Annotated in this window: 25 protein-coding genes; 9 read left to right on the top strand and 16 right to left on the bottom strand. The window is 72.4% G+C overall.

From position 1 onward, the window contains the following. Window positions 1-2 precede the first annotated feature (2 nt). Both BLR33_RS00150 and BLR33_RS00155 read left to right on the top strand, forming a co-directional pair. Entirely contained in the window at window positions 3-989 is a 987-nt protein-coding gene (locus tag BLR33_RS00150; protein ID WP_093782151.1) for an LLM class flavin-dependent oxidoreductase, read from the top strand. 58 nt (window positions 990-1,047) lie between these two features. Then, the gene (locus BLR33_RS00155) at window positions 1,048-2,274 is read left to right on the top strand and encodes a styrene monooxygenase/indole monooxygenase family protein (RefSeq protein WP_143031594.1); all 1,227 of its coding nucleotides are present in this window, start codon (window positions 1,048-1,050) and stop codon (window positions 2,272-2,274) included. A gap of 95 nt (window positions 2,275-2,369) precedes the next feature. On the opposite strand, the gene BLR33_RS00160 is transcribed toward BLR33_RS00155, so the two are convergent. Continuing rightward, the gene (locus BLR33_RS00160; protein WP_093782153.1) at window positions 2,370-3,002 is read right to left on the bottom strand and encodes a TetR/AcrR family transcriptional regulator; all 633 of its coding nucleotides are present in this window, start codon (window positions 3,000-3,002) and stop codon (window positions 2,370-2,372) included. Between the two features lie 183 nt (window positions 3,003-3,185). Here BLR33_RS00160 and BLR33_RS00165 point away from each other — a divergent pair, with 183 nt between their 5' ends. After that, window positions 3,186-4,724 (top strand): MFS transporter, encoded by a 1,539-nt coding sequence (locus BLR33_RS00165; RefSeq protein WP_093782154.1) that lies wholly within the window; start codon window positions 3,186-3,188, stop codon window positions 4,722-4,724. A gap of 93 nt (window positions 4,725-4,817) precedes the next feature. On the opposite strand, the gene BLR33_RS00170 is transcribed toward BLR33_RS00165, so the two are convergent. The 4 genes from BLR33_RS00170 to BLR33_RS00185 all read right to left on the bottom strand — a co-directional run bounded on the left by BLR33_RS00170 (window position 4,818) and on the right by BLR33_RS00185 (window position 9,822). Continuing rightward, window positions 4,818-5,666 (bottom strand): class II aldolase/adducin family protein, encoded by an 849-nt coding sequence (locus tag BLR33_RS00170; protein WP_093782155.1) that lies wholly within the window; start codon window positions 5,664-5,666, stop codon window positions 4,818-4,820. A 73-nt stretch (window positions 5,667-5,739) separates the two neighbouring features. Continuing rightward, window positions 5,740-7,263: an FAD/NAD(P)-binding protein gene (locus BLR33_RS00175; RefSeq protein WP_093782156.1), complete on the bottom strand. Its 1,524-nt coding sequence runs from the start codon at window positions 7,261-7,263 to the stop codon at window positions 5,740-5,742. 265 nt (window positions 7,264-7,528) lie between these two features. Then, complete coding sequence (locus BLR33_RS00180; protein ID WP_176930051.1) at window positions 7,529-8,566, bottom strand: AraC family transcriptional regulator; 1,038 nt, start codon at window positions 8,564-8,566, stop codon at window positions 7,529-7,531. Between the two features lie 593 nt (window positions 8,567-9,159). Further along, a complete protein-coding gene (locus BLR33_RS00185) occupies window positions 9,160-9,822 on the bottom strand; it encodes an SDR family NAD(P)-dependent oxidoreductase (protein WP_176930052.1) in 663 nt (220 codons plus the stop codon). 236 nt (window positions 9,823-10,058) lie between these two features. Here BLR33_RS00185 and BLR33_RS00190 point away from each other — a divergent pair, with 236 nt between their 5' ends. Beyond that, window positions 10,059-10,508 (top strand): hypothetical protein, encoded by a 450-nt coding sequence (locus BLR33_RS00190; protein WP_093782159.1) that lies wholly within the window; start codon window positions 10,059-10,061, stop codon window positions 10,506-10,508. 306 nt (window positions 10,509-10,814) lie between these two features. Then, window positions 10,815-11,219 carry a carboxymuconolactone decarboxylase family protein gene (locus BLR33_RS00195; RefSeq protein ID WP_093782160.1) on the top strand — a complete coding sequence of 135 codons (405 nt, stop codon included), beginning with the start codon at window positions 10,815-10,817 and terminating at the stop codon, window positions 11,217-11,219. Window positions 11,220-11,585: 366 nt separating this feature from the next. Here BLR33_RS00195 and BLR33_RS00200 read toward each other — a convergent pair whose 3' ends face one another. The 3 genes from BLR33_RS00200 to BLR33_RS00210 form a co-directional block, all read right to left on the bottom strand. Beyond that, window positions 11,586-11,789, bottom strand: a complete 204-nt coding sequence (locus BLR33_RS00200) for a hypothetical protein (RefSeq protein WP_093782161.1) — start codon at window positions 11,787-11,789, stop codon at window positions 11,586-11,588. 118 nt (window positions 11,790-11,907) lie between these two features. After that, complete coding sequence (locus BLR33_RS00205; RefSeq protein WP_093782162.1) at window positions 11,908-12,273, bottom strand: hypothetical protein; 366 nt, start codon at window positions 12,271-12,273, stop codon at window positions 11,908-11,910. A gap of 304 nt (window positions 12,274-12,577) precedes the next feature. Next, window positions 12,578-12,970: a hypothetical protein gene (locus BLR33_RS00210; protein WP_093782163.1), complete on the bottom strand. Its 393-nt coding sequence runs from the start codon at window positions 12,968-12,970 to the stop codon at window positions 12,578-12,580. A 420-nt stretch (window positions 12,971-13,390) separates the two neighbouring features. Here BLR33_RS00210 and BLR33_RS00215 point away from each other — a divergent pair, with 420 nt between their 5' ends. Together BLR33_RS00215 and BLR33_RS34925 are read left to right on the top strand one after the other, a co-directional pair. Beyond that, window positions 13,391-14,305 (top strand): AraC-like ligand-binding domain-containing protein, encoded by a 915-nt coding sequence (locus tag BLR33_RS00215; RefSeq protein ID WP_245771048.1) that lies wholly within the window; start codon window positions 13,391-13,393, stop codon window positions 14,303-14,305. 4 nt (window positions 14,306-14,309) lie between these two features. Next, on the top strand, window positions 14,310-14,483 hold the full coding sequence (locus BLR33_RS34925; protein WP_176930053.1) for a hypothetical protein: 174 nt from the start codon (window positions 14,310-14,312) through the stop codon (window positions 14,481-14,483). A gap of 224 nt (window positions 14,484-14,707) precedes the next feature. Here the strand turns inward: BLR33_RS34925 and BLR33_RS00220 are convergent, their stop codons facing one another. The 3 genes from BLR33_RS00220 to BLR33_RS00230 form a co-directional block, all read right to left on the bottom strand. Beyond that, window positions 14,708-15,148 carry a hypothetical protein gene (locus BLR33_RS00220; protein WP_093782165.1) on the bottom strand — a complete coding sequence of 147 codons (441 nt, stop codon included), beginning with the start codon at window positions 15,146-15,148 and terminating at the stop codon, window positions 14,708-14,710. 875 nt (window positions 15,149-16,023) lie between these two features. Beyond that, window positions 16,024-16,386: a hypothetical protein gene (locus tag BLR33_RS00225; RefSeq protein WP_143031596.1), complete on the bottom strand. Its 363-nt coding sequence runs from the start codon at window positions 16,384-16,386 to the stop codon at window positions 16,024-16,026. Window positions 16,387-16,919: 533 nt separating this feature from the next. Then, entirely contained in the window at window positions 16,920-17,804 is an 885-nt protein-coding gene (locus tag BLR33_RS00230; protein WP_093782167.1) for a tellurite resistance/C4-dicarboxylate transporter family protein, read from the bottom strand. A gap of 262 nt (window positions 17,805-18,066) precedes the next feature. On the opposite strand from BLR33_RS00230, the gene BLR33_RS00235 reads away from it, so the two are divergent. Then, on the top strand, window positions 18,067-18,501 hold the full coding sequence (locus BLR33_RS00235; RefSeq protein ID WP_093782168.1) for a DUF1622 domain-containing protein: 435 nt from the start codon (window positions 18,067-18,069) through the stop codon (window positions 18,499-18,501). 40 nt (window positions 18,502-18,541) lie between these two features. Here the strand turns inward: BLR33_RS00235 and BLR33_RS00240 are convergent, their stop codons facing one another. Then, window positions 18,542-19,399: a helix-turn-helix domain-containing protein gene (locus BLR33_RS00240; protein WP_093782169.1), complete on the bottom strand. Its 858-nt coding sequence runs from the start codon at window positions 19,397-19,399 to the stop codon at window positions 18,542-18,544. A gap of 202 nt (window positions 19,400-19,601) precedes the next feature. Between BLR33_RS00240 and BLR33_RS00245 the strand changes: the two genes are divergently transcribed. Beyond that, window positions 19,602-20,390, top strand: coding sequence for an SDR family oxidoreductase (locus tag BLR33_RS00245; protein WP_093782170.1), 789 nt, complete (start codon window positions 19,602-19,604; stop codon window positions 20,388-20,390). A 168-nt stretch (window positions 20,391-20,558) separates the two neighbouring features. Here the strand turns inward: BLR33_RS00245 and BLR33_RS34930 are convergent, their stop codons facing one another. The 4 genes from BLR33_RS34930 to BLR33_RS00260 form a co-directional block, all read right to left on the bottom strand. After that, window positions 20,559-20,723: a hypothetical protein gene (locus tag BLR33_RS34930; RefSeq protein ID WP_176930054.1), complete on the bottom strand. Its 165-nt coding sequence runs from the start codon at window positions 20,721-20,723 to the stop codon at window positions 20,559-20,561. A 68-nt stretch (window positions 20,724-20,791) separates the two neighbouring features. After that, window positions 20,792-21,958: a glycosyltransferase gene (locus BLR33_RS00250; protein ID WP_093782171.1), complete on the bottom strand. Its 1,167-nt coding sequence runs from the start codon at window positions 21,956-21,958 to the stop codon at window positions 20,792-20,794. Between the two features lie 285 nt (window positions 21,959-22,243). Continuing rightward, complete coding sequence (locus tag BLR33_RS00255) at window positions 22,244-23,293, bottom strand: fatty acid desaturase family protein (RefSeq protein WP_093782172.1); 1,050 nt, start codon at window positions 23,291-23,293, stop codon at window positions 22,244-22,246. Continuing rightward, on the bottom strand, window positions 23,290-24,861 hold the full coding sequence (locus BLR33_RS00260; RefSeq protein WP_093782173.1) for a DEAD/DEAH box helicase: 1,572 nt from the start codon (window positions 24,859-24,861) through the stop codon (window positions 23,290-23,292). The genes BLR33_RS00255 and BLR33_RS00260 overlap by 4 nt, the downstream gene beginning before the upstream one ends. Between the last annotated feature and the right edge of the window lie 102 nt (window positions 24,862-24,963).

Consider the following 24,963-nt stretch of genomic DNA (forward strand, 5'->3'; position numbering starts at 1 on the left):
CAATGAAATTCGGGGTCTGGCTGGACTTCCGCAACCCGGTGCGCTGGCGGCGTCCCTGGGAGGAGGTCTACGAGGAGACGCTCTCCCTGGCAGTCGACGCCGAGGAACAGGGCTTTGAGTCCGTGTGGCTCTCCGAGCACCATCTGACCGAGGACGGCTACCTGCCCTCGCTGTTCCCCGTCCTGGCCGCCATCGCCGCCCGGACCAGGCGCATCAGGCTCGGTACCGCCATGGTGCTCGCGTCCCTGACCCACCCCTTGCGGCTGGCCGAGGACGCCGCCGTCACGGACCTGCTCTCCGGCGGACGTCTGGAGCTGGGCTTGTCGGCGGGCTACCGGGAGCTGGAGTTCGAGGCCCTGGGCGTGCTGCGAGCGCACCGGGGCGCCCGCACCGAGGAGACGGTGGAGATCCTGCGCCGCGCCTGGAGCGGCGAGCCGTTCTCGTACGCCGGGAAGCACTTCTCCTTCGACGACGTGACCGTCACCCCGGTGCCCGCCCGGCAGGGGCCGCCGGTGTGGCTGGGTGGCGGCGGGCCGGCCGCGGCCCGCCGGGCCGGCCGCCACGGGCTGCGCTTCCTGCCCGACCTCGGCACCCCGCCGGAGACCGTCGAACTGTACCGGCAGACGCTGGCCGCACACGGCCACGACCCCGCCCGCTTCGGCATCACGGCCCTGGTGACCCCTGGCGTCTACGTCTGCGAGGACGCCGAGGAGGGCTGGCAGGAGATCAGGGAGCACTACTGGTACCTGCTCAGCACCTTCCAGGAGTGGTTCGGCAACCCCGGCCTGCCGTCGGTGGACGACCTGCCGCGCGAGCTGTTCCTGGTCGGACCACCCGATGTCGTCGCCGAGGGCATTCGCGAACGCGTCAAGCCGCTGGGCGACGTGGAACGCGTCATCTTCTTCGGCCGGGCGCCGGGACTGCCCGTCGAGCGCGCCCGCCGCTCGCTGGGTCTCTTCGCCGAGCACGTCGTGCCCCGGTTCGGCTGACGACCCGGCACCTTTGACGCCACCGCCGCACCTCCCAACCGACGGATGAAGGAGCACCATGCCAGACATCGCCATTGTGGGAGCAGGCATCTCCGGCCTGCACCTGGCGCTGCGGCTTCAGCAGGCCGGGGTCGCCACCACCGTGTACGCCGAGCACAGCCCGCAGGAGGTCGCCGCGAGCCGCCCGCACAGTCTCCCCGTACGGTTCGGGGCGACCCGGCGGCGCGAGCGGGAACTGGGGGTGGCGCACTGGGAAGGACCGCAGGACGACACCCACGGAGTGAACCTCGTGGCGCCCGGCGACCCCGCCGTCCACTTCTTCGGCCGGCTCGGCGAACCCGCCAGCGGGATCGACCTGCGCCTGTATCTGCCCCGGCTGACGGCCGACTACCTGGAGCGCGGCGGCCGCCTGGAGTTGCTGCGTCCCGAGGGGGCCGAGATCGACCGCGTTTCCGGCGGCCACGACCTGGTCGTGGTCGCCGCCGGGCGGGCGGCCAGGAGCGGGCTCTTCCCGCGCGATCCGGCACGCTCGCCGTACACCGCGCCGCAGCGGGTGCTGACGGCGGGACTGTTCCACGGCATCGCGCCGTCCGACCCGGGGTGGATCCACTTCGAGGTCAGCACGGTGGGGGAAATCTTCTCCACCCGCATCCTCACGTCGGACGGTCCCGTGCACGGCATGGTCGTGGAGGCGCTGCCGGGTGGGCCACTGGAGCAGCTCGCCCGTTTCGACCACGCCGCCGACCGGGCCGGCTTCGAGCGGCTGCTGCTCAAGCTCGTCGGCGAACACGCCCCGGGGCTGCGCGAACGCATCGACGAGGGCGAGTTCGGGATCACCAGGCCAGGTGACGTGATCCAGGGCGGCATCATCCCCACGGTGCGCGAGAGTTGGACCACGCTGCCCTCGGGGCGGGTCGCGCTCGCACTGGGCGACGCCTGGGTGGTCAACGACCCGCTGACCGGCCAGGGGGCCAACCTCGGCTCCCGGTGCGCCTTCGCCCTGGCCGATCTCATCGTGGCCGGGCCGCCGTACGACGAGGCGTTCGCCGGCAAGGTGGCCGAACGGCTGTGGCGGATCGCCGAGCCGGTGGTGGCCTGGTCCAACCTCAACATCGGTCCGCCGCAGGAGCACCTGGGCGGGATCTTCGCCGCGGCCACCCGGGACCAGCAGGTCGCCGACGCCTTCGTCGACAACTTCAACGACCCCGCCGCCATGTGGGACGTGGTCCGATCCCCCGAGGCCACCGCCTCCTGGCTGGCACGGTTCACTCCTCAGGGCGGCTGAACCGGCTCGGGCCCCCCGCGGCGGCATGTCCCCGGGTTCCGGCGCGGAACGGGAGCACGCGGGAAGCGGGCCGCCCCCGCCCACCCCGTGTGCCGTCAGGCCGTGGCCGGGCCGACGGCAGACGGGGCGGCGAGCGACGCGTCCCAGGCGGCCATCGCCATGTCCACCAGAGCGTGGAGCTGGGCGCGTGGGGCACCGTCGCGGGCCTGGACCGAGACGCCGTTGAGGAAGGTGGTGTAGAACGCGGCGATCCGTTCGGTGTCCACCTCAGCGGCCAGTTCGCCCTCCGCCACCGCCCGCTCGAGCCGCTCCTTGATCACGGACTTCGTGCGGGCCCGGCAGCGCAGCGCGAAATCCCGCACGGACTCGTGGTCCGCGGTGCAGTTGGCGGCGGCCTGCACGATCATGCAACCGTGCGGCTTGCCGTCCGCGGTGAACTGGTCGACGCTGCCGTGCAGGAGCGCCGCGACGGCCGAGCGGACATCGGGTGCGGCGTTCATCGCCTGCCGCGACACCGCGGCCTCGGTGGCCTCGTAGTGACCGATCGCCTCGCGGAACAGGTTCTCCTTGTTCGTGAACGCGGCGTACAGGCTCGGCGGGTTGATGCCGATGGCGGCGCTCAGCTCGGTCGTGGAGGTGGCCTCGTAGCCGCGCTCCCAGAAGACCAGCATCGCCGTGTGCAGTGCCGCCTCACGGTCGAACGCACGGGGTCGTCCCAGCCTTGCCACGGGCCCTCCTTGACGGCACGCCAGCCGCTCAGTAGCTTTCTTTAGAGCCTATTACAGAAGTCGGGGGTGCGCTCGCCCCGAGCTGCCACGCTCCCGCCTCCTCGTACCCCCGCACGGCCGTGCCCGCTTCCCTTGCCGCCTCGTCCGGCCCCGGCACGGCCTTCCATCCAAGGAGAGTAGTTCATGGCCCACGCGGACGACGCACTCGCGGACGCCCAAGTGCCCGACGCCGAGGACGGGCGGGGGGAGGTGCGCTGGGGGCTGCGGGCATGGCTGATGCTCGTGGTCGTCTGCGGCGCGTTCTCGCTGGACGCGCTCGACAACATCATGGTCGGCATCGCCACCCCGCAGATCAAGGCCCACTTCGACATGAGCACCTCTGCCGCGCAGTGGGTGGTGAGCGCCTACGTCCTCGGCTTCGGCGGCTTCCTCCTGCTGGGGGGCCGGCTGTCGGACCTGGTGGGGCGGCGCCGGGTGTTCGTGGCCGGCCTGCTGTTGCTGGCGCTCGGCTCCCTCGGCGGCGGCACCGCCACCACCGGTGTGGTCGTCGTCCTCGGCCGGCTGGTCATGGGCATCGGCGCCGCGCTGACCGCGCCCGCCGCCCTGTCCATCGTGATCGGCACCTTCCCCGAGGGCCCGCAGCGCAACCGGGCCCTGGGCATCTACACCGCGTGCGGCGCGGTCGGGTACTCCATCGGCGTCGTGGTCGGCGGCTCCCTCACGCAGGCGAGCTGGCGCTGGACCTTCATGCTGTCGGTGCCGGTGGCCCTCGCCGCCATCGCCGGCGCCCTGCGGCTGGTACCGCGGGATCCGGCGCGCGAGAGCGGCGAGCGCCACTACGACGCGGCCGGCGCCGTCACCGTCACCGCCGCGATGCTGCTGCTCGTCTACGCGATCGTGCAGGCGCCCGGGCACGGTTGGGCCGCCGGCCGCACCCTGGGACTGTTCGCTCTCGCGGTGCTGCTGCTCGCCGCCTTCGCGGCCGTGGAGACGCGCAGCCCGCAGCCGCTGCTGCGCCTGGGCCTGCTGCGCAACAAGTCCCTGGTGGGCGCTAGCCTGATCGCCGCCGCGATCCTCGGCACCTACATGAGCTACCAGTTCGTCGGCAGCCTCTACCTGCAGTCCTACCGCGGCTGGTCACCGCTGGAGATGGCCTTCGCCTTCCTGCCCGTCGGCCTGATGATCCTCTTCTTCGCGCCTCGCGCGGGCAGGCTGCTCGGCCGCACCGGCGTGCACTGGATGATCTTCGGCGGCATGCTCGCCTACACGGTCGCCTTCCTGCTGTTCCTGCGGATCGGCGCCGACTCCTCCTACTGGTCGGTGATCCTGCCGAGCATGGTGCTGATCGGCGGCGGCTTCCCGTTCGCTTTCACCGCGGCCAATGTGCAGGCCACCAACGGGGTCGCCGAGTCCGAGCAGGGGCTGGCCGCCGGCATTCTCCAGACCGGCTACCAGGTAGGCGCCGCCGTCGTGCTCGCGGTGGTGACGGTGCGCATGGGCGACCAGGACACCGGCCAGGCGCGGACGGTGTCCGGCTACCACCAGGGCACATGGGCCATCGTCGTCGTCGCCGCTTTCTCGGCGCTGGCCGCGGCGGTCACAGCCGTCGCCGCCCGCGTACGGGCCAAGGGCGCCGCCCGGGCAGCCGCGGACTCCCCCCAGGCCGGGGCCGGGGAGGAACGGTCCGCATCGGCGGCGTCCGCCGGTGGGTCCGCTTCCTGACCGCGCCGCGGCGGACTGCGCCGGCCGCCGGACGACACGAGGGCCGGGGCCGCCTCCGATACGGGGCGGCCCCGGCCGTCTGCGGTGGGTGCGCTACTCCTCCAGCAGGTCCGGCTGTTCGGCGGTGATCTCGTCCCACAGCAACTGGAAGCTGAACCAGCCCAGTTGCCGGTCACCGAAACCCTGCCGGGCGGCGAGGGCCTGCTCGTGGCTCATCGGCTGGGGCCTGCCGGCCGCTGCGGCAAGGAGCTGGACCTGGGCGGCGCCCTCATAGGTGAAGAACCAGTGCACCGCCTCGTCGACGGAGCCGCCCACGGTGATCAGTCCGTGGTGGCGCAGCAGCATGGCGCGCCTGCCGCCGAGTTCGGCGGCGATGTCCTGGCCCTGCGCCACGCTGATCGACGGCCCCTCGTAGGCACTGTAGAAGACCTGGTCGCCGTAGAAGGCGGCGGACTCCTGGTCCACCGGCTCCAGCAGCCGGCCCAGGGCACCGAGCGCCCGCGAGTACGGGGTGTGGCCGTGCGCCGCGGCCACGGCGTCGGGTCGGGCGCGGTGAATGGCGGAGTGGATGACGAAGGCACTCGGGTTGACCCGGTGGCGGCCGCTGACCACCCGGCCCTGCCCGTCGACCAGAATCAGGTCACGGACCCTGACCCGGCTGAAGGAAACCCCGAACGGGTTGACCCAGAACCGGTCCTCGTCCCCGGGGTCGCGCACCGAGATGTGGCCCGAGATGCCCTCCCCGTAGCCGTACTTGCCGAACAGCCGCAGGGCGGCCGCCAGGCGCTGCTTGTGGTGCCTGCGGGCGTCGTCGACGGAGTCGAAGACCGGCTCGGCGGGCATCGGGAGCCCGGTGCGCGTGTCCGCCAGGTAGCCGGTCTGGTTCTCGGTCGCCGTGTCTGTCGCCGTGTCTGTCGCCTTCTCGGTCGCCGTGTCGGTCATGAAAGAGCGCTCCTTCGCGGGTGTCTGCCCGTTCCCCTGGACGGGGGAACGGGCGGGGTGCGGGCCGGGCGCGTCATGCGGTCTGCATGGAGACGGCTCGGCGGGCGGCCTCCCGGTGGATGGCGTCGGCGATGTCGACAGCCCGGTCCACCAGCGAGGGGACGCCGAAGGTGAAGAACAGGGAGCCCGACGCCAGGTCGCCGAGGGCGTACAGCCGGGTGTCGGCCCTGCCCTTGACGGTCAGCCCGCTCGTGGCGCGGGTGACGCGCAGGCCGCCGCGCGGGTGCCGCTCGGCCAGGCCCTGCCCGACCAGCGACGCCACCAGCGGCTGCGCCGCGGGCGGGATGCGGTGGGCCGGCGGGCTGACCGCGTTGACCACCACATCCGCGTGGCGAACGCCGTCCTCGGTCCACAGCCGGAACCCGCCGCCCGGCACCGGGCTGATCCGCCCCACGAGCCGGGCGAACTCCAGCCGCCCTTCCCCGGCCTGCCGCAGCAGTGCCTCGGCCGTGGCCGGCGGCATCGGGCAGCACAGGCTCATGATGGTGCGGTAATGGTGGCGCACCAGTGCCGCCCGATCCCGCTCCGGCAGGAGTTGCCATACGTCGGGGCCGGTGTCGGGCACCGCGCGCTGCAGGATGCGCAGCCCCAGGTCAGGGTCGTCGACCGCGGCGAGACCGCGGCGCAGCCGTGCCTGCGGGTCCTCGCCGGGGCCGGTGGAGATCTCGCGCACCACCGCGTCCGGGTCGGCCCCGGCGGCCGTGAGTTCCTTGCGCATGAGGGCGGAGGCGTCGGCCAGGGCCAGGGTCTGCCCTCGGGCGGCCATCGCCCGGAAGTGCTCGGCGGTGAAGTACCGCGCCACGTGCTCCACTTGCCGCTGCCGCACGCCGGGCAGGATCCCGGTGCGCGAGGCGAGGACGACGCCGCCCTCGTGGCCCGCCGCTGCGAGCGAGAGCACGACGTCGACCGCGCTCAGCCCGCTGCCGACGACCACGACCCCGGCCCGCGGGCCGATCTCCGCCAGCCGCCGCGCCACCGGATAGGGGTCCGGCACGAAGCCCGGCGCGCCCCCCAGCCGATGCGGGTCCGCCGGGCCGCTGTTGCCCATGCACAGCACCACGTGGTCGAACGCGTGGGAGCCGCCGTCGGCGGTGCCGGCCACCAGCAGCTGCCCGTCGCGGCGCAGGCCGGTCACCGCGCTGCGCACGAAGGAGAGGTCGCTGCCCCGGTCCGCGAGTGCGCCGAGCGCGCTGCGCGCCGACTGCTCGAGGTAGTCGCCGTAGACGGCGCGCGGCGGGAAGACGATGCCCGAGCGGGCGTCCGCGTAGTCGCCGGACATCCCCAGGGTCACGCGCCGCTCTTCCAGCCAGCGCAGGAAGTGCCGCGGATCGCCGGCCCGCACGCTCATGTCCTCCGGCGGCGCGTTGACCCGCAGCACCTCGCTGTCGGGTTGGTAGGCGCGGCCGCGCCACGGGTGCGGCGCCGGATCGAACACCGTGACGGCCGCGGGAACCGCGTCCCGCCGGCTGAGCGCGTCGAGCAGGCACACGGCGGACGCGCCGGCGCCGACAATCCCTATTCGCGTGGAACCGAGCATGCGGGAGAACCCCGTTCGCGTGTGATGGTTCGGGGAACAAAAAGGAAGGGCGGATGCGCATGCATCGTGATTCACGAACAATGCAGGCGCCGGAAATTCCTTGCCCTCGTCAAAACAACGATCGTGCTTCAGTGTCCTGGGAACGGCTTGCCGTTACTCGCGGAAAAGCGCATGCGGTGTGCCGGGTTCGCGCATCCGCGGCACGGGCCGGCCCCCACGGCCGGCGCAGAGCGGACCGGACGCTCGCAGTGAGGCCCGCGGGACGTCAGAAATCTCCCGACCCCGCCGACCCCGCCGACCCCGCCGACCCCGCCGACCCCGCCGACAGGGATCGTTGACGCCACTCCCGCGGGGTGATCCCGTAGCGCTGGCGGAAGAGCTTGCTGAAATGCGAGGCACCATGAAGGCCCCAGCGCTCCCCGATGTGGGCCACGGTCAAGTGCGCCATGCGCGGGTTGCCCAGGTCCTCGCGGCAGCCTGCCAGCCGCTCGTTGCGGATCCACTGCGCCGGGCTGGTGCCCTCGTCCTGGAAGAGGAGTTGCAGGTAGCGCAGCGAGACGTGGTGGACTTCGGCGAGCAGCGGCGGCGTGATCCCGGGGTCGCCGAGACGGGCGCGCGCGTACGACTTGATCCGGTGGAGCTGGGCCCGGCGCGCCGCGGCCGCGCCCTCGCCGCCGTACCGCAGCTTTTCCGCGCACACGGCGGTGACCAGGCTGGCCAGGCTGCTGCCGAGGTAGCCGGCGGCAACCGCGTCCAGCTCCCTCATGTGGCCGGTCAGGCTGCGCAGCAGGCTCGCCAGCAGGCCCCCGGCGCCCTCGCGCCCGGACCAGGTGGCGGCCCGCAGCGGATGCTCCAGCCCCACTCGCAGGTCCACCAGGCGGTGGTCGAACTTGACGGTCACCATGTGGATGGGCGCGCTCATCCGCAGCACGAACGGGCAGGAGCCGTCGTAGCAGAACAGGCTGTCGGTGCCGGCCACGGCGTGGGTGCCGCCCTGGTCGATCACGACCTCGCCGTCCAGCACGCAGGTGAGGTGGAGGGGGGTCGCCTTGGCCCGGGTGGCCAGGCCCTCGGTGAGTTCCACGGTGTGCGGGTCCGCGCGCACCGTCGCGACCTGCACGCTGCCGAAGGTGCCCGAGACGATGACCCCGTCGAAGGCCCCCCGGTCGGCCTGGTGCACCCGCATCGGGCCGCAGGCCGTCGCGACCATCTCGCCCCACACGTGGAAGCGGCCGCCCGATCTCGCCTCCTGGATGTGCAGGCTCTCGGCCGGCGAGCGGTCGGCCGTCAGCAGGCCGTTCATGGGCGGGGCCCGACTGTCCGTGCTCCATGGCCCTCTGTGACCGGCCTCCTCGCCGCGGCCACTCCCCGCCCCCTGGGCTCCGGGCCCTCGGGGGCCATTCCGGAACGCCGGCCGGTTGCCTCCGACGTGAAAACGACAATTGCGTGTCGCCCGCATCGCATAGAGTCCGCTCCTGAATGCGTGAGTCGACAGGTTCGGTCAACGCCCTCGACCATACGTGGCGACACCGAACAGCCGTGCACTCATTCAAGTCAATGTCTTTCCCGGCTTTTCCCGGCTCGCGCCATACGGAGTTGCCGGCTCCGTTCGGCCGGTGTCCCTCGGCACCCCGAATCGGCCGAGGCCGTTCGGAGGGCGGCGAAAGCCGCAGGCCGACGCCCCCGGCCGGGCCCCCGGGGCGCTCGGCAGATTTGCCATCTCGTGTTCACGAAACGCGGCCGGCCACCGGATCCCGCGCGAGCACGCCGTCGCGGCCGGCAGTGCCCAGGTCAGCGCCCCGGGGGCCGGTGCCGCCGTGGCGGGCCTCGACGCCAGGGGCACAAAAGGCGGTCTTGACCGGACGCGCCGGAGAGTTCCCGCGCGTTGACGGCCCGTCAGCCGACCGGTGCACCCCCGTGCACCACCTCGTGCTCCCACTCACCGCGCGCCTGGGTGTGCAGCCGCCAGTAGTGCTCGGCGATGTCGTCCGGATCGTACGCCGTGCCCGGGGCAACCGCACCGGGCACGGTGACGGAGGCGACGTGCACCCCCGCCGCGCCGAAGTTGGCGTCCAGCAGCGCGACCAGAGTACGCACGCCGAACTTGCCCAGGCCCAGGCTGATGTAACGAGGGTCGATACGGGGCATGCCGCCGGTGACGAGGACGGAGCCGCGGCCGCGCTCGGCCATACCGGGCGCCACGTGCACGGCAGCGGTCAGCGCGCCGACGACGTTGACCGCGTAGGCGTCCAACTGGCCGCGCGCGTCCAGCTCTCCCGGTCCGTCGCTGCGGATCCAAGCCGCGTTGTACACCAGGGCGTCGATCGGTCCCGACTCGGCTGCCACCGTGTCGAGGGCGGCTTTCAGCCCCACCTCGTCGGTGCTGTCCGCGGTGAGCGCCAGGACCTTGCGCCCGCGCCGTTCGATCTCCCCGGCAACGGCCCGGACGGTCGACTCACGGCGGGCGATCACCGCGACAGGCAGCCCCTCCCGCGCGAACCTGTCGGCGACGGCGAGGCCGATCCCCGGCCCCGCACCGATCACCACTGCTCCTGGCACGGTGCGCTCTCCTCACGACCCGTCAGGTCCCGGCAATCCCAGCGACTGCGGACACCCCAACTCTAGCTCGATCCCTGTCGGAGATCTTGGAAAGCCGAGGTCAACTCCCGGTCCGGCGACGGACTCGGCAACGACGACCGCGCCTGCGTCCGGGCATCACCGCGCTGAACGGCACGCTTCCGGCCGGCGGCCGGTACCTCGTCCAGGAATGGGGCAACATCGGCGGCACCACCCCCTTGCCCACCCCCGACGCCGTCGGCGACACCAACCTCTCCGCCACGAGCGGCATCGTCGCCCTCGTCGCGGGCACCACGCCGCTCACCTGCCGCACCCAGGCCGCCTGCGCCGAGGACGCGCGCGTCAAGGACCTCCTCGGATACGGCACCGCCGCCGTCCACGAGGGCAGCAGCCCCGCCCAGGGTGCCGGCAACATCACCTCGGCGGCACGCAACACCTCGCTCCGCGGCATCGACGACAACGCTGCCGACTTCGCTGCGTCCCTCCCCTCACCCCAGAACTCCGCCGCGGGCGGCGGCACGGACGATGGCGGCAGCAGCGTCGGCCCCACCGGCGGAGCGGACGACGGGGGCACCGCCGGAGTCATCGCCGGCGTCGACGGCATCACCGGCAGCGTCAACGGCGGCGGGACGGACGACGGCGGCACCATTGGTGTGACCGGGTCCTGAGCACCTTCGTCCGGGAAAGGAGCCCGCACAGGCGGCGACGTGCCGTCCACCGCGGCTCCGGCAGGGCGGCCGGGCCGGCCACAGGCCCGGCCGCCCACGTCGGGCGGGTGACCGACCGGGCCGGCCGCTCACCTGCTCACCCGGGTCGCCGCCTCCGGCACCCCGAAGGCCGCGAGCACCAGGACCCGGAGCGAGGATTACGCGCGCCACCGGTGCGGTAACGATCGCAGGTGCCGGCCGCACCGGACACCGGGACACCGGCACCCCCACAGCCCACCGGCGAACCCGACCGAGGAGAAGCACGCGATGAGCCCCGATACACCCGGCAGCGCCGATGAGGAGTACCGGACCGCACTCGCGACCGCCGGGGAACTGCTGGGGCAGCGGCTCGACTTGCCGCCGGCCCCGGGGGAACCCGCGGCGGGCGCCGACTTCCGCAAGGTGGCCACCGTGCACGCCTTCGCCGACTCCTGGACGCGCACCGCACTGTCCACCCACGACCGAGCGCTGGTCTCGGTCGCGATCACCGCGACACTGGGCGCCCAGGAACCCTTGCGCGGCCAGCTGCGCATCGCACTCAACAACCAGGTGACCAAGGAAGAACTCGTCGACCTGTTCATCCACCTGGCCGTCTACGCAGGAGTCGCCCGCGCCTTCGAAACCTACCAAGTGGCCCTCGCAGTATTCGCCGAACACTCCACCAGCCCCTGAACCCCGATCCCCCATTGCGACAGCGCTCCCACACCACCCCGGCCAACCCCCATCCCCGCACCCACCACCAACACAGGCAACACGACACCCGCCGACAAGCGGCCGCCCCGCTCCGACGCGGAATATCTCGACGCCACGAACATCCGACCACACACCCATTCGATTCCGCACCCGTACAAGCGAAGCCGGAACGAACAGGCGAGCAACCACCTCGACCGCGAACCTGCTCACACCCGCCTGCCCCGCTTGCACGCCCCCCGCGCCCCCGTCCCGGCTGCCCACAGGAGGCAGCCGGGACGGCCCTACCGGCACAGCAGCCATGCCCGGGCATCAGCCCTGCCGTCGATCATCCAGGGAGAGCGCGACTCAGAAGCTGCCCCCGCAGGAGTACGAGTTGGAGTACAGGAAGTCACCCACACATACGCGTGCGAGGTAGCCCGGCCCGTCGTAGTAGTAGTAGTCGGTCCCGACGGTCTGCCCACCCGCGCCCACGTGCGTGTACGAAAGGTCGCTCCACGAACTGCCACCGTTCGTACTGCGCTCCAGCCAGCCCTGGCGCATGCCGTACACGCCCGCAGCCCGACTCCGTGCCGTGCCCGGGCCCAGGGCTCGAAGCGACGGCGACGCTCGCCCCGTGCGGTACGGGGCGAGCATGTCGGCGAGCTGCGTGAGGGGGAGGAGGGCAGGGTCAGCAAGGGCCCAGGTAGTGGTATTCGTTGATCCAGTCGTCCTCGGTGAGGTTCAGGTCGCTGACGTAGACGTTCCGGTTGCCCGAGTCGTCGTCGGTCAGGAGCCATGTCGCGCTGTACCTGCCGTTGACGCCGTACGTCGCGCCCTGGATGTGGCAGTAGAAGTAGTTGGTTCCGGCGTACAGAGTTCCGGCGTGGCTGCTGGTGTTCGCGTCGGGTGTCCAGTGCGTCCACTGCGTCACCGTGGTGTGCAGGTAGGCCTTGGGGTAGGCCTGCGGTGCGGCATGGGCGGTACCGGTGGTCGCCACTCCCAGTGCGGCGAGCAGTGTCCCCGTCGCCACGGCCGTCGTGATCGTGCGCAGCATGATGGGATACCCCCGTGTGAGTGTCGCCCGTGGTCGACGGGCGATGCGGTCGAATGCCGGGGCACTTGAGGCCCCTTCGGTGAGGTCGCCGTGCCCGCAAGGCCCGACGCTGCGTCCTACGTGCCGGCGGCCGGGCCGACCGGCATCGCGACCGGCATCGTCCTCCGTCCGGCGGAAAGCGTCCCGGCGTATCGCCGGAAAGTGCACGTCGCCTCGCAGGCCTTGGGCGCAGGGTGCGAGGGCCTGTCCTGGCGGCACGTGCCTGCGAGGGCCTCTCTGACAAATCCCGCCTGGGCGGCAGGCCCTAGGAGCACTGGTCCAACTTGCTGTAGTACGTGTTCCATCCGTCGGCGTCGAGATTGACGATGCTGACGTACACGTTGCGGTCTCCGGTGTCGTCGTCGGTGTTGAGCCAAATGTGGCTGGTGGAGCCGTTGGCCGCGTACTCCTCGCCGAACGTCCAGCAGTAGAAGTAGTTCAGCCCCGCGTACAGGGTGCCGGCGTGGGTCGATGTGTACGGGTCGGGTGTCCAGTGCGTCCACTGCGTCACCGTCGTGTGCAGGTAGGCCGGGACATGCTCGGCGGGCGCCGCCGCGGCGGTGCCCGCTCCTGCCAGTCCGGCCGCTGCCAGCAGTGCTCCTGCGGCGACAACCGTCGAGATCCTGCGGGCCACGCCGAGCGTGGATCTGGTGCGCATCTGTCTGTCCTCTCGCCATTGCCCGGTCCGCGCATCCCGGCCGGGCGCTGCGTGTGGAACGGCCATCCGGGGGTCTCGGGTCGCTTGGGGTCGCCGCGAACTGCACCGCCCCCCGTTTCGCCGGGTGCGGCCGATCGTGAACGCGCCGGACGCCGCAGTCGTGTTCGCGAGAACAGCGTCTTCACCGGTGGCCGGCGGCCCCGTTGGTCTTCTCCCTGTGAGCGGACGCCCACCGCACCCTGTCCGCGGGCTGAGGTGTGCGCTGCTCTTTGATGACGGTAGGCGCACGCCACGTCCCACAAGCACCATCACGTGCATCGTGACTCCCCAGTTCGTGCACGGCGGGCCGCGGAACAGTAGGATTCCCGCACAAACGGGGCTGGGGGGATCGGCATGACAGACTGCGGAAGTTCCCGATTGGTGGGGACCGAGTCGTTCCAGCAGGTCGCCTCGGGCTTGTTCGCCCCGTTGCAGGTGACCGGTTCCGGCCCCCGGCAGTTCGAAGCCTCGGTCCAGTACGAGGCCGTAGGGCCCGTGGTCGTCGCCCGTATCCGGGCCGGTGCCGCAATTGTGGTGCGCGACAGGCGCAGCATCACCTCCGGCGACGTGCAGTGGATGCATTTCACCGTGCACCACCGCGGACTGCTCACCGCAGCCCAGGACGACCGGGCCACGGTGGTGAACCCCGGAGAGTTGTTCGCCTGTGACAACACCCGGCCTTACCGTCTCGTCGGGGCGGATACCAGTGACATGACGGTGCTTTGCGTGCCGCGGGCGAGCCTGGGCAGGCACGCGGATGCCATCGGCCGGCGCACCGCGCTGACGCTGCCGGCTGCCGGCGGGGTCGGCGGGCTCCTGGGCCACGCACTGTCGGCAGCCGACGACGACCTCCCCCGCCACAGTGCGGCCCGCATGCATCTGGCCGACGCGCTCACCGCACTCGTCCTCGCGGCTTTCGCCGACACCACCCCCGAACGGGCCCCGGTCCCGACCGACCTGGCCGACCGCATCCGCGCCTACGCACTGGCCCACCTCGGCGACGGCCGCCTCGGCGCGGAGCACGTCGCACGCCGGCACCACATCTCCGTCCGGCACCTGCACGCGCTGTTCAAGGGCAGCGGTCCGACCTTCGCCGCATGGGTCCGGCACGAACGCCTGCTGCGGATCCGCCGGGATCTGCTCGACCCGGCCTCCTCGCCCCTGTCCACGGCGGTGATCGCGGCACGCTGGGGAGTGCACGACCCCAAGCATCTGGGCAGGGCCCTGAAACGCGAGTTCGGCGAAACCGTCAGCGATCTGCGCCGCAGGCAGCACGACTCGGGCGGCCGACCGTAGAGCGGTGAACACCTTCGAGCCGGCCGCCGCCGCGTCCGGCGCACTCGACGCCCTCACCGGCGTGCTGCCGGACCGGCTGCACCGCCGGCTCCGCGCCGTCGGGACCGGCTGCACCGCCACGGCGCGATCGCTTCGCGAGAGGCCGGCTGCCCACTCCCTACGGGAGTACGGCGGGTGACGCACCTCATCGCGAGGGCGGACCCGGCCCGATCATCACCTCGGAACGCCGGATCAGCCGTTCGCGTTGCGGTCGCTCATGTCGGCCGGAGTGACCATGACGAACGGGGGTAAGCCCCCGGGGCCCACGACCAGGCGCCGCTCACGGCCGCTGACCTTCCTCCCCACGCCGTAGCCGCGGGACTCGCAGCCAACGGTCCCGGCGGCCTTGACCGACCGTCCCGGTCAGGAAATCCCGGCGAGCGCTTCGACGAAACCGACGAGCGCGATCAGCAGCGGAACACCGCAGAGGACCATCAGAAACGCCCCGACCCTGCGCGTCCTCCCGAACAGCAGGAACCACCCGGCGTTCCGTCCGCCGGCCGTCGCCTCCTCGACAACCGCCCTGTTGCGAGCGGCAAAGTGGGAGCCGATGCCCCTCATGTCGGTGAAGAGCACCAGGCCGAGTCCGAAGAAGCCCAGCATCAGCAGTGCGAACACCGCGAAGAAGATCAGCACGGCATGACGATCCCAGAGCCACCGTCCGCCGTCCACCCGTCCCTCGCGTCCCGCGTGGGGTGAACGGCGGCGGCAGGCGCGGATCCTCGCGCCGTGGACGGCGGCGGACGCGGTGCCGGGCGAGGACAGCAGGCACTGCGCGAACGGACCTTCCAACAGGTCGTCCAACCGTGGTACCTGGCAGTCGCCTTAGCCCCGCATACCCTGAAAGTGCGTACATGGCTGAGGAGTCTCAGAGTCTCTGAGGGACCCCAACTACGTATGAAACGGCCCCCGCCCGTACACAGTCGGCGGGGGCCGAGGGCACCGAGGGCCCGCGGTGCCGACGCCGCACTCCGCATGCCAAGGAGTCAGCACGCCGCCGGGCCCGTTCCGGCGTGCTGACGCAACATGTCCGACCGCACCCGCTTCCTGGCCCTTCTGCCGGCCCTGCCCGGGACTGCCGCGCTCACCACACATGGCGCCCCCTGTGTACTAGCCGCACTCGTGCTGTGCTCGCTGCTCGCGGTTCTGCCCGCCTTGGCAAACATCACAGCGCGCTGGCGTGCCGACAAGCCCCGGCGGGATCGGGAGCAGATCGGAAACCAGGCGCTGAGCCGGATAGGGCAGACCGATCCCGAGCGCGTGGTGGAACTGCTCGCCCGACTATCACCCCCGGCCAGTCCCTTCGAGCCGGAGCCGTCTCCGGCGGAGGGGCCGGCCCCTCCCGCCACAGCCGCCGCGCCGGGCGATCCGGCAGCGGGCGGTGCGGGCGGGAGGAGATGATGCGCGGCTGACTATCGAAGGCTCACCGGGAAGGCACGCCCTGCGCATTCCTCCCGGTACTGATCCACAGGGTTCCGTGCATTGCCCGCTCCCCGATGAAGCGACGGCATGGAGGTGCCCTCGGTGATCGGCGACGGGCGTGCCATGGTGCGGTCCGCCGGTGATCGGCGGACCGCCCCGTCCCGGCTGCCCGCAGGAGGCAGCCGGGACAGCCCTACCGGCACAGCAGCGATGCCCGGGCATCAGCGCTGCCGTCGATCATCCAGGGTGAGCGCGACTCAGAAGCTGCCCCCGCAGGAGTACGAGTTGGAGTACAGGAAGTCACCCACACATACGCGTGCGAGGTAGCCCGGCCCGTCGTAGTAGTAGTCGGTCCCGACGGTCTGCCCACCCGCGCCCACGTGCGTGTACGAAAGGTCGCTCCACGAACCGCCACCGTTCGTACTGCGCTCCAGCCAGCCCTGGCATGCCAGTCCCCGGGTGCTTGTGTTCAGCGTGAACCAGCCTCGCGCGTAGGTGTCGCCCGTGCTGGTGGAGTAGCCGGCCTGCACCTGGCCGGAACAGCCGACAAAAGAGACGTAGGTGCTTGAGATGTACGCGCCATTGGTGAAGCCGGTCTCCGCCTGAGCGCTGCTGGTCACGCCGATTGCCAGACCTGCAGATGCGACACCGATCCCAAGAGCCCGAGCGAGGCTCTTCTTGCTCATCTTCCGCATGTCTTCCCCTTCGTCCGGCGGTGGAGCGCGGTTCGTGCGCTCTGCCATACCGACCCGGCGGTACAGCGAAAACCACCGGCCCCCGCATGTGAGTTGAGTCACTTCGAGCACACTCGCCGCTGCCGGAACGTCACGGGGCCCGGCGGGCCGGCTACGACAGACGGGCCCGCCCGACATCCCCCGACCCGGACGCGGTCAGGCCGGCCGCCACATGCGCCGGGGCCTGCGAACCCCGGTCTCCGCGGCCACGGCACGGGCGAACCACCCGCGGCAGAAACCGGCCGACACCACCCGTCGCCTCAGGGTTCGAAGATCGCCTGATGGCGCCACAGCAGCACGCGACGGCTCCGGTCGGCGTCCGACGCGACTCCGACCGCGCCACTGCGCCGTGCGGCCGCGGCGAAAGGGCCGGACACCTCGACCTCACACGTGCCGTCCTGCGGCGAGTGCCTCACTGGTCAGGCCGGCCCACGCGCCAGGGCGGACCTGCGCAGGAGCGCGGCGAAGGTGATCAGCCATATCGCCAGCGCGATCCACAGCAGCACCCGGCCCAGCGGCTCCAGCCAGGCGATGCCGAGGGGGGCCGACGAGGAGAGCGAGGCCGCTGCGATCATTCCCAGGGGGAAGACCGTGGACCAGCGCCGGATGTCGTATCCAGGGCGCGGCCGGTAGAACTCCGCCCCCGCCAGGATCATGTACCAGGCGAACGTCACGGCGAGGAGCACCACCGCCAGCGTGTGCAGCGTCTCGTGAGCGTTCCCCGACCACTGGGGTGAGGACACCAAGGACGTGCACGCGAGGGCGGAGATCGCCAGCGCGCCGCCGGCCACCCACTGGTCACCCATTCCCGTGAGCACCTGCCGGAAGTCGAAGTACATCAGCGCCACCGCGTACAGGGCCAGCCCCAGGCAGAAGCAGCCCAGCGCCGCCGAACCGAGCCAGCCGGAACCGTGCGCGACGGACAGCCTCTCGGCGAGCATCGCGATCGCCTCCGCGGGCACGGCGATCAAGAACACTCCCCCGGGCATACCACGGGTGAGCCGGCGCACGACGCTCACCGTCAGACCGGGCCACCACACAACCGCCAGCGCGAGCATGGCCGCGGCCGTGTCCAGCCGGCCGAGCACAACCAGGCGCGTGCCCAGCACCGAGGTCGCCGCGACGGCGGTGAGCCCGGGCGGTGTCCCGGCCACCGCCAGCCATGCGCGCCGGTCCCGCACCAGCATGGCGACGAACGCCACCGCCAGCAGAACCCACCACGTGGCGGCAACCGCAAGGGCAATCAGCGACAGCGTCTCGTGACCGACCAAGTGCAGCGCCACGGAGATGATGGCGGCCGCCATTACCGCAGCACCGTCTCCGGCCCGCAACGCACCCCCACCAGCTGCAGTCCTGCGCTCCACCTCCCCATGCCACCACCTGGCTCCTGCCCCCACCACTCGAGCCGGGCCGGCAGCCCTCCACCGCGTTCCTGGCGGCAGGTCCGTCGCGCCGGTGGCAGCCACGACCGGCAGCACCCGTCGGGGCGATCCGCGGTCGCCGCCGCACACCTGGTGACCGCAGGATGGCAGCAGCAGAACCTGTTTCGAGGCCCCGGAGCTGCGTGTGACCTTTACCCAGGCGATGGACCGTGCCGCGCAGGTGTTCGAGGGTGTCGGCGCGGCGGTACTGGCGGTGGGCTTCCTGCTGGCGCTGGCGGTCGCGGCGCGGGAGTGGCGGCGGTCGGGGCTGGCCGGCGAGGGCTACCGCGCGTTGCGCGAGACGTTCGGGGGCGCCTTGCTGCTGGGTCTGGAGATCCTCGTGGCAGCGGACCTGATCCGCACGGTCGCTGTCGCGCCGACACTCAAAAACGTCGCCGTGCTGGGATTGATCGTCCTCATCCGCACCTTCCTGAGTTTTTCCCTGCAGATCGAGATCGAGGGTGCCCTGCCGTGGCGCAGGGCGTCCCGCGACGGGCGTGCCGGGACCGGGCACACCTCCGAGGGGAATCCGACCACATCGCGTCGGCCTCCCCCCGGGACCGGGCACGCCTCGCCCTGAGTACGCAGAGGAACCAAGACACCGCGGCGCCCCCGCGCCGTCACCGACCCAATTGCTCGACCGGCGCCGTCCAACTCCGCAGCAGCTCCAGGCCCTTCGCGCTCTGCGAACCCGGTTCCACGTTGTAGACGCACAGCACCTGGTCCACATCGCCCGGCACCTGGAACGACTCGTACGAGAAGTGCAGCTCGCCCACCACCGGGTGGACGTACCACTTCGCCCCGTGGGTACGGCGCAGCACTTTGTGGTCGTTCCACCAGCGCGAGAACTCCGGGGACTGGACCGTCAACTCCCCCACCAGGTCCGCCAGCTGGCGGTCGTCGGGGTAGCGGCCCGCCTCCAGACGCAGCATCGCGGCCGTCTCCGCCGCGATCCGCTCCCAGTCCCCCACCCGCTCGCGCGCCTCCGGATCCAGCAGGTAGTAGCGGGCGAGGTTGCGGCGCGGGGCGGGCAGCGCGTCGAAGTCGGTGAGAACGGCCCTCGCCAGGCGGTTCGAGGCCAGCACGTCGGTCCGGCGGCCCATCACGAACGCCGGCACGTGGCTCAGCGTCTCCAGCATCAGGTAGAGGCCCGGTCGCACCCGCTGCGGCCTGGCCGGAGCACGCCGGGCCGCATGCGGATCCGGCTGCAGCAGGTCGGCGAGGTGCTCGCGCTCCGACGCGTCCAGCCGCAGTGCGCGGGCCAGCGCCTGGACGACCTCGGAGGAGGGGTGGCCGGCACGGCCCTGCTCCAGCCGCGTGTAGTACTCGGTGCTCACCCCGGCCAGCCGCGCCACCTCGTCCCTGCGTAGGCCCGGTACCCGGCGGACCCGCCCGTCCGGCGCCAGGCCCGCCTCCTCGGGGGTCAGCGCCCCGCGGCGGGAGCGGAGGAAGTCGGCAAGTTCCTGGCTGCGGTCCATACCACCATTGTGATCGCGGCGCGGCCGGCCTGTCCCGCGCGAAGGTATCCCTGCCAGTACCTGCCGGAGCAGGGCCAGCTATGGCGCCCCGACGGGCCCGCCGCGCTGGTGTGCTGGATGTGCGCCGACGAGGAGCCCGGCCGCACCAGCGGCGACCGGCTCACGCGGCCACCCATCGGCCCACCCACGGAAGGCATCCGCCATGAGCACCCCCGCCACCGCCCCGCAGATCCCGGCTCCCCTGCACGGCCGCGTCGCCGTCGTCACCGGCGCCTCCAGCGGCATCGGCGAGGCGACCGCCGAAAAGCTCGCCGCTCTGGGCGCGCACGTCGTCGTCCTCGCCCGCCGGGCCGAGCGGCTGCGGGAGCTGGCCGCCCGGATCGAGAAGAACGGCGGCTCGGCGACGGCCATCACCGCCGACGTCACCGACAAGGCCGCCGTGCAGGCCGCGGCCGACCGCGTCGCCGCCGAACTCGGCGGCGCGGACCTGCTGTTCAACAACGCCGGCGTGATGCTCCCGGCCCCGATCGAGGAGTTGGCCACCGACCAGTGGCAGCGCCAGATCGACCTCAACGTCACCGGGCTGATGAACGCCATCGCCGCGTTCACACCGCAGTTGGTCCGGGCCGCGCAGGAGCGGGGGGTGGCCGACCTGGTCAACACCTCGTCGATCGCGGCGCAGAACATCTTCCCGACGTTCGCGGTCTACTCGGCCACGAAGGCGTACGTCACCCACCTCTCGCGGCACCTGCGCACCGAGCTCGGCCCGAAGAACGTCCGGGTCTCGGCGATCGAACCCGGCATCGTGGGCACCGAGTTGCAGGACCACGTGACCGACCAGGGCGCCCTGGACTGGCTGGAGGGCTCGAAGTCCGCGATGGAGTGGCTGACCCCGCAGGACATCGCCGACACCATCGGCTTCCTCGCCTCGCTGCCGCCGCGGGCCAACCTCCAGCAGGTCACGATCATGCCGACGGCCCAGGCCTCCTGACGCCGGCCGGGCCGGGCCCGGCGGACCGGCCCCCGCAAGGCTGCCCCGCACCAAGGCCCGGGCGGGGCACGCCGGGTGCGCAACGGGCATGCAGGAGCCCCGGGAGCCGGGCCCACACGCACTCCGAAGAGCGCACGTGCGAGGGACCGGACCCCCGGGGCTCAAGGCTCAGCGGGTACGCCGGCGCGGGGCCAGCTTGTAGAGCGCCAGACCCGCCGTCACCAGCGTCGCCGCGGCCACGAACAGCGCCACGCTGTGGGTCCACACGCCGGTCGCGGCCAGCGTCGCCCCCGCGGTGCCCGTGGTGCCGGCACCGATGGTTCTTCCGTACATGAACGTTTCTCCTCTGCGTTCGTCACAGCTGGTGGGACACGTGTGGGGGGAGTCGCGGGGGCCGCGGGTCAGGTGGCGACCCACTTCTCCTCGCTGCGGCGCAGCAGGCCCCACAGCGAGGAGAAGTACACGGCGTGCTGGAAGAGGTCGTAGAGCATCTCGGGCAGCATCAGCGCGGCCAGCACGACCGCCCGCGGGCCGGCGCGGCGCACGGAGACGACCTTCTCGACGAGGAAGACCGCCCCGACGCAGGTCCAGAACGGCGACAGGCCGGGCCAGCCGTAGACGGTCAGGGTGACGGCCATGAAGGACAGGTAGACCAGGAAGCTGAGCGCGCCGAAGCCCATCATGAACTGCTGCAGGAAGTAGCGCGCGGTCACCCGCGTCCAGCCGTAGTCCCGCAGGTTCTCCAGCGCGCCGCGCTGCCAGCGCATCCGCTGGTGCCACAGCTTGGGCAGGGTGGTCATGACCTCCGTGGTCACCCCGCAGCCGGCCGGCGACATGGTGCGGTAACCGAGAGTCTTGATCGCCTTGGTGATCTCGTCGTCCTCGGTGAGGGAGGCCAGGCTGTAGTAGCCGGCGCCGCCGCCGATCCGCCCCTCGCGGCGTGCGGCGCGCACCTCGCGCAGGACGCGGGCGCGGAACACCGTGCCGGTGCCGGTGAGCACCCACGCTTTGCCGCCGCGGCGGTCGACCTCCCAGGCGTAGCGGTGGAACTCCATCCGCTGGAGCAGCCCGAGCAGCCCGCCGCCCTCCTCGCCGAAGAAGACCCCGCCGACCGCGCCGACCCGGCGGTTGAAGGTGCTCTCGGCGGTCTCCACGAACCACGGGTTCAGGACGGTGTCGGCGTCCTGGACGAGGACCAGGTCCCGGTCGGACAGGTGCGGGAGCGCCCAGGCGATGGCCTGGTTGAGGGCGCCGGCCTTCTTGTGCCGGTTGCCGACCGTCTCGAAGACCTCGGCGCCGAGGGCGCGGGCGATGTCGGCGGTGGCGTCCGTGCAGTTGTCGGCGACCACGACGACGAGGTCGGGCCGGCGGGTCTGGGCGTGCAGGCCGCGGATGGCCTCGGCGATACGGTCCTGCTCGTCGTGCGCGGGGATCAGCGCGATCAGCCGGGCCCGGCCGCCGGAGAAGTCGTCGGCCGCGTGCGCCCGGCGGGCGGCGTGGCGCCCGGTACGCGGGGCACGCCGGGCAGGGCCGGCGGGCGCGGAGCGCGGTTCCGCGAGGTCGGGCACGTCACGCTCCGAGGGGTCTCACCTGCCGGATCCATACCGGCGACGAGAATTCTGCACACCGTCTCCACAACCGCACAAGATGCCTGGGATGAGCCGCTGATCACATCAAGTCGGACACGGGAGGACTGTCCTGTAACACCCTTCTCGTGCCTCCCGCAGGGCACAAGAGCCGCTGCCCGGCCGCGCGTTGAGCCCGGCTGCCGCAAAGCCTGCGGACAACGGGAGCGGGCGGCCGGCGGACTTGGTGGAAGTCCGCCGGCCGCCCGCAGTGCAGACGCTCGGGTGTCAGGCCGTGGCACGCAGCGGCGCGCCGGCCGCGTGGAGGTGGCGCAGTGCCTGGGCGTAGGAGGAGAGCAGCCCGGACTCGGCGTAGGGGATGCCCAACTCGGCGCAGTAGGCCCGGACGATGGGCCGGGCGCGGCGCAGGTGCGGGGCGGGCATGCTCGGGAAGAGGTGGTGCTCTATCTGGTGGTTCAGGCCGCCCAGTACGACGTCGAGCAGCAGGCCACCGCGTACGTTCCGCGAGGTGAGCACCTGGCGGCGCAGGAAGTCGGGGCGCTGCGTGCCCGTGAGCGTCGGCATGCCCTTGTGGTTGGGTGCGAACGTGCAACCCATGTAGACGCCGAAGACGGCCTGGTGGACGGCGAGGAACACCAGCGCCTGCAGCGGGCTGAGCACGACGAAGAGCGCCGTGAGGTACGCGACGATGTGCAGGCCGAGCAGCGTGCCTTCCAGGGCGCGGTCGCGGCCGGGCCGGAACAGCGCCCGTACCCCGGCCACGTGCAGGTTGAGCCCTTCCAGGGTGAGCAGCGGGAAGAACCAGTACGCCTGGCGGGCGCCGATCCAGCGGCCGAGGCCGCGGGCGGCGCGGGCCTGGTCCTTCGACCAGACCAGCACGCCGGGGCCGACGTCCGGGTCGAGCTCTTCGTGGTTGGGGTTGGCGTGGTGCCGGGTGTGCTTGTCGTGCCACCAGCCGTAGCCGACGCCGATGCACACGTTGCCCGCGATCCGCCCGGCGTTCTCGCTCGGCCGCCGCAGCCGGAAGACCTGCCGGTGGGCCAGGTCGTGGGCGACGAGTGCGACCTGCGTGAACAGCACACCGAGGACGACGGCAACCGCCAGCTGCCACCAGGAGGAGCCGAGCAGTGCGAACGCCGTCCAGGCGCCGGCGTAGAGGACCGCGAGCGAGCCGATCCGTGCGGCGTAGTAGCCCGGCCGGCGGCGCATCAGGCCGGAGTCGGCGATGCGGCGGGAGAGCACGGCGAAGTCGCTGCCGTCCGGCGGGGCCGGGGCGGTCACCGGGGGCGCGGGTGTCGGCACCGCAGCGGCTGTCATGCCGCACGCCGGCGGGAGCGGGTGGCAGCCGGGCGGCCGGCGGAGCGGGCCGCGCCTGCCGTGCCCGAACCGCCGTTGCCGGAGCGGCCGTTCGCGCGCAGGGAGGTGGCCGCGGCGCCCGAGCCCGTACGTCCCCGGCGGGCGCCGTTGCGGGCGCGGGCACTCGCGGGGGCGGGCGGTGCCGCGGCGGCCGGCGGCGTGATGGTGACCGGGATGCCCGAGGGCTCGCGGGCCCCGGTGATCTCGGCCAGTGCGGCGTCCGAGGAGCGCACCGCGGTCGTGCGCGCGCTGATCCCGGCCCTGGCGGTCAACCGGTCCATCTCGCGCCGCTGTTCGGGCAGGACGAGGGTGACGACGCTGCCGGAGGCACCCGCGCGGGCGGTGCGTCCGCCGCGGTGCAGGTAATCCTTGTGGTCGGCGGGCGGGTCGACGTTGACCACGAGGTCGAGGGTGTCGATGTGGATGCCGCGGGCGGCGACGTTGGTCGCGACCAGGACGGAGACCTGGCCGTCCTTGAACTGGTCGAGGACGCGGGTGCGTTGGGGCTGGCTCTTGCCGCCGTGCAGCGCGGCCGCGCGCACGCCCTGAGCCAGCAGCCGCTTGGCGAGGCGGTCGGCGCCCCGCTTGCTGTCCACGAACAGCAGCACCCGGCCCTCGCGGGCGGCGATCCGCACCACCGTCTGGTTCTTGTCGTCCTCCGCGACGTGGAGCACGTGGTGCTCCATCGCGGTCACCGCGCCGGCCGAGGGGTCCACCGCGTGCACCACCGGGTCGGAGAGGAAGCGGCGGACGAGGGTGTCCACGTTGCGGTCGAGGGTCGCGGAGAACAGCAGCCGCTGGCCGCCGGGGGCGACCTGCCGCAGCAGCGCGGTGACCTGGGGCAGGAAGCCCATGTCGGCCATCTGGTCGGCCTCGTCGAGCACCGTGACGGCCACCTGGTCCAGCCGGCAGTCGCCGCGCTCGATGAGGTCGCGCAGCCGGCCCGGGGTGGCGACGACGACCTCGGCGCCGCCGCGCAGCGCAGCGGCCTGCCGCCCGATCGACATCCCGCCGACCACCGTCGCCAGCCGCAGCCGGACCGCCCGGGCGTAGGGGGTCAGCGCGTCGGTCACCTGCTGGGCCAGCTCGCGGGTGGGGACCAGGATCATGGCGAGCGGGCGGCCGGGCTCGGCGCGCTGCTCGGCGATGCGGGCCAGCACGGCGAGGCCGAAGGCGAGGGTCTTGCCGGAGCCGGTGCGCCCGCGGCCGAGCACGTCGCGCCCGGCGATCGAACTCGGCAGTGTGGCCGCCTGGATGGGGAAGGGCACGGTGACGCCCTGCCGGGTCAGCTCGGCCAGCACCGGCGCGGGCAGGGCCAGTTCGGAGAAGTGCTCGACGGGCGGCGGACCGGGCGTTCCCGCCGCGGTCAGCGCCTGCTCGACGCCGTTGCCGCTCCTGTCGGTCGGGGCGTTCCTGTCGTTCTTGCCGCCGCGGCGGCTTGTGCCGGCGCCGGTGCGGGAGCCGGCCGCGGGGCGGCCGGAGGGGCGGCGGCGTCGGGCCGGCCTGCTATGGGTGGTGTCCTCTGACATGCGGGAAGCCTTCCTCGAAGGCGGCGCGTGCCGGGAGGAATCCGTGGCGGGCAGCAGACGGAGACCAGCGATACGAGCCGGGGTGGTGCGCAACGCGCGGTG

This window comes from Actinacidiphila guanduensis (assembly GCF_900103985.1).
Lineage (GTDB): Bacteria > Actinomycetota > Actinomycetes > Streptomycetales > Streptomycetaceae > Actinacidiphila > Actinacidiphila guanduensis.